General features: G+C 42.7%; 4 protein-coding genes and 2 pseudogenes. 3 read left to right on the top strand and 3 right to left on the bottom strand.

Translation table 11 applies throughout. The annotated features are described in order from the left end of the window. Positions 1-76 precede the first annotated feature (76 nt). Positions 77-259 (top strand): hypothetical protein, encoded by a 183-nt coding sequence (locus IQ229_RS17215; protein WP_162398281.1) that lies wholly within the window; start codon positions 77-79, stop codon positions 257-259. Positions 260-457: 198 nt separating this feature from the next. Here IQ229_RS17215 and IQ229_RS17210 read toward each other — a convergent pair. Beyond that, positions 458-589 (bottom strand): annotated as a pseudogene (locus IQ229_RS17210) (hypothetical protein); the annotation flags it as partial. 104 nt (positions 590-693) lie between these two features. On the opposite strand from IQ229_RS17210, the pseudogene IQ229_RS17205 reads away from it, so the two are divergent. Continuing rightward, positions 694-933: pseudogene (locus IQ229_RS17205) on the top strand (ATP-binding protein); the annotation flags it as partial. Between the two features lie 140 nt (positions 934-1,073). On the opposite strand, the gene IQ229_RS17200 reads toward IQ229_RS17205, so the two are convergent. Next, positions 1,074-1,562, bottom strand: a complete 489-nt coding sequence (locus tag IQ229_RS17200; protein WP_202928734.1) for an HAD-IC family P-type ATPase — start codon at positions 1,560-1,562, stop codon at positions 1,074-1,076. A gap of 394 nt (positions 1,563-1,956) precedes the next feature. Here IQ229_RS17200 and IQ229_RS17195 point away from each other — a divergent pair, with 394 nt between their 5' ends. Continuing rightward, positions 1,957-3,192, top strand: coding sequence for an IS110 family RNA-guided transposase (locus IQ229_RS17195; RefSeq protein WP_162398280.1), 1,236 nt, complete (start codon positions 1,957-1,959; stop codon positions 3,190-3,192). A 451-nt stretch (positions 3,193-3,643) separates the two neighbouring features. Here the strand turns inward: IQ229_RS17195 and IQ229_RS17190 are convergent. Next, positions 3,644-3,846, bottom strand: a 203-nt coding sequence (locus IQ229_RS17190) for a P-type ATPase (RefSeq protein WP_228013526.1), incomplete at its 5' end; no start/stop codon positions are given.

Raw genomic sequence — 3,846 nt, 5'->3', positions numbered from 1 at the left:
GAGACAGGCGTAGTGTTACACACCTGGTTTTTATTATGTAGGTGTGTAATCTCTATGAAGTAAGTGAGGTAAAAATATGTCTGATTCAATCATTACGTCTGATTTGCTTGTGAATTTATCCACACAGGAACAGCAGCTTTTATCTGGGGGATACCACGAATACGACAAAGACGATGATTATAACAAAGGCAAAAACTACGATTGGTATGGTAAGAAATACCACGACAAAAAACGCAAAAAACACCAGTCATGGTATTAAGTTAAAGAGCCTATGGACTGAGTAGTCTTGTAGGAGTCGAACCGAGATCCGTGAGAAATAGTTTCACTTACATGAGATGACATAATTGTTTGGGGTTTTGAGGAGCATTAGCAGACACAAAACCCCATTTTTTAGGTCAATTTACACCTGCTAATCTCAATTAACAGACATAATAATCCCTCTTTTAACAATGCTTCGCTAATTTAAGAAGGGTTGACACCAAGTGGAATGGATTGAATACTGTCTAGTTGGGCTGACCTTTGACCCCAGGTTTAAATTTCCAGTCAGTTCTAGACGTTGCTTTGGGGTCAGTGACTCAACGCCAGCCGTCTTTTTTCCCTGATTATCCTGGGTAACTCTACGAACTGATAAAGCTCTTGGTCACCAAGACTTCATCAACGTTCTTTGGAGTCTGCGAAATGCTTTCACATCACCACGAACTGACTCGAATTTTTGATCGCTTTTATCGGGTGAGTAGCGCTCGCTCTCGTAGCATTGGTGGTTCTGGATTAGAATTAGCGATCGCGCAAGCAATTATTCAGTCACACCACGGCAGCATAGATGTGCAAAGTAACTTAGGTGAAGGTAGCACTTTCACTATTAAGCTACCTTTTAATATACCCCCACTTAAAACCGTTCGCTCTATTTACCCATTTAAAATGTTGTATCGTTAAAGACAGATGCTTACAAAAAACTTTTTAGTTCAACTCTACCCTGATTATGGGTGTGAGTAGTTTTGAAGCAGTGAAATGGCTTCTGCATCTAGGAGGTAACTTATATTACTTCGTCTCGATTGAGATTTGTTCTGATGTACTCAATCATGCAAACGAATGCCACGTAACGACATTGCATTAAATGAAACAACAACTGTCGAAACGCTCATCAGTATGGCAGCTATTGCTGGTGTTAATAGAATGCCGAATGGGTAGCCAACTCCTGCCGCTAATGGAATGGCAACAACGTTGTACCCAGCTGCCCATAACAAGTTATGAGCCATTTTGCTGTAGGTAGCTTTCGCAAGTTTAAGCGCGTAAGTTGCATCAAGCGGATCGCTTTTAACTAAGATTAGATTGGCAGACTCGATCACAACATTGGTTCCGGCTCTGATCGCCAGTCCTAAATCTGACTCGGTTAAAGCAGGTGCATCATTGATGCCCTCGCCTACAAAGGCGGTCGGCTTTTCAGCTTTGAGCCGATGAATTAGCGCAGCTTTACCCTGTGGTAGGACACGAGCATAGTAGCGATCAATCTGCAAATCCCCAGCAACGGTCTTGGCAACTGCTTCGGCATCGCCTGTAATCATTACCACCGCACGTCCATTTTCTGTAATTTTACAACCGCTTCTCGTGCAGATGTGTGACTTAAAGTAAAAGATGGTTCTTGTCAGCTTTTGGTGATCACTAGTGGGCTGGTTTAGGCAGAAGGCAGCTATGCTGAGGGCAGTCCCAATGAAAAAATTTCATCACCATGAATGAAAATGTGGTAACTTCCAAGATAAGGCTGATACAAGCGAGGTTGTTTCCTTATTAGAGCACCAGAGCCTGAAGGGCAGTCTAACCTGGATATCGAGAGGAATTACCAATTGTCGCCACTGAGCAATTTTTTGGTTTTAGTGAGCACGCAAGTCAGAATCTACTATTTAGATATCCACGTATTAGCCCCCTATCAATTTTGAAAGTTGTAGTAGATCAAGAGATATGCAGGTAGTCTACAATCGTTGTGCAGGACTAGATGTACACAAAAAGACGGTGGTAGCTTGTGTAATTACCCCAAAGTCTTCGTCCGGATGGCACAAGGAAATACGTACATTCACTACAATGACTCAGGACTTGTTAAAACTTTCTGACTGGTTAACAAGTCACAATTGTACTCATGTAGCAATGGAGAGTACTGGTGAGTACTGGCGACCTGTATTTAATATCCTAGAAGGAAACTTTGAAGTTATGTTAGTTAATGCCCGTCATATAAAAGCGGTGCCAGGACGCAAAACAGACATCAAAGATTCGCAGTGGATTGCCGAACTACTACAACATGGGTTGTTACGTGCGAGTTTTATTCCCCCTGTGGAGCAAAGAGATTTGCGCGATTTAACTCGTCATCGTAGCAATTTTATTCGAGAAAGAGTGAACTTGGTGAATCGAGTCCAAAAAGTGCTTGAAGCTGCTAATATCAAACTTGCCTCAGTTGCCAGTGACGTAATGGGAGTGTCAGGACGAGCAATGCTAGCTGCGATTGTTGAAGGTAGCGCTAGTCCTGAACTAATGGCGGACTTGGCAAAAGGAACTATGCGAAAAAAGCATGATTTACTGATTCTTGCACTTGAGGGTAGAGTTCGTCCTCATCAACGATTTATTCTCGCACAGCTACTGTGTCAAATTGATAGCATAGACGAAACAATTAAATGTTTTGACCAACAAATTGAGGAATATTGTTGCCCTTTTGAGCAAGCGGTAGAGTTATTAGATACTATACCAGGTATCGCACGTCGAACTGCGGAAATTATTGTATCTGAAATTGGCATCGATATGAGCCGTTTCCCAAGTGCCCAGCATTTGGCTGCTTGGGCTGGAGTTGCTCCTGGTAACTACGAAAGTGGTGGGAAAACGCTTTCAACTAGTACCCGTAAAGGCAATCGCTCCTTACGAACAATTCTGGTTCAAGCCGCTCACGCTCTAGCCCATACTAAAACTTACCTTGCTGCTCAGTTTCGTCGTATTAGTGGGCGAAGAGGCAAAAAACGCGCAGCTGTTGCTGTTGCACATTCTATTTTAATGATCGCTTACCATCTAATATCACATCAAGAACCTTATAAAGATTTAGGAGCTGATTATTTCGACAAACAACGACCGGAAAGTGTCAAGAAACGTTTGATTAAACGCCTAGAAAAACTTGGTTATCAAGTTAGTGTTGAACCTGTTCCGGTCGCAATTTAAACCTGTAATCAATATTTTGTTTCGGCTGTGTCGCCATTGAATGACTTCAGCCACATATCCTTCTTGGATTTAAGCCGAAGTTTGATTTTCAAGTCAGAAGGAAGAAAGAAGAAAACTACAGAAATTCCTGCTGTGCAAGGGTTACAGAACCTCTAGATCACAAGAAAAGTCTTCAAGTTCGATCTGAGTCTTGGTCACAAGTTCTACGACGACAGGCAGAATCTTAAAACCCTTCTGCCTTCTGCCTCCTGCCCTCTGCCTTAAAGCGCGTAACTTTTCATCATCACCAAAAGTTGCCAAGAACCTAAAAGATTGCCGTTTTTTAAAGTAAAAGCTTGCCGTTGCGGCAAACAATTTATTTAAGTCACAATCATAAATAGGCAAGTCGATCGGCTAGTGATTGAAATTTACTTAGATGTCTGCGCTTCCTTAACCATACGCATAATCTGGCTCAGGTTGTTTGATCTCCGGTGCGAGTGACCTTGACTGTCAAAGCACCTTCTCCATTGACCGCTCCGGCGATCGCTTCATCATTGGCTTTTTTGACCACCGGGCGCGACTCTCCCGTGAGAAAGGCTTCATTGACGTTGGAAGTACCCTCGACGATCTCACCATTGATCGGGACTTGTTCGCTAGGACGAATCAGAATACGAT

Source organism: Nostoc cf. edaphicum LEGE 07299 (assembly GCF_015207245.1).
GTDB classification, from domain to species: domain Bacteria; phylum Cyanobacteriota; class Cyanobacteriia; order Cyanobacteriales; family Nostocaceae; genus Nostoc; species Nostoc edaphicum_B.
This window is presented reverse-complemented; position numbering and strand designations above follow the sequence as displayed.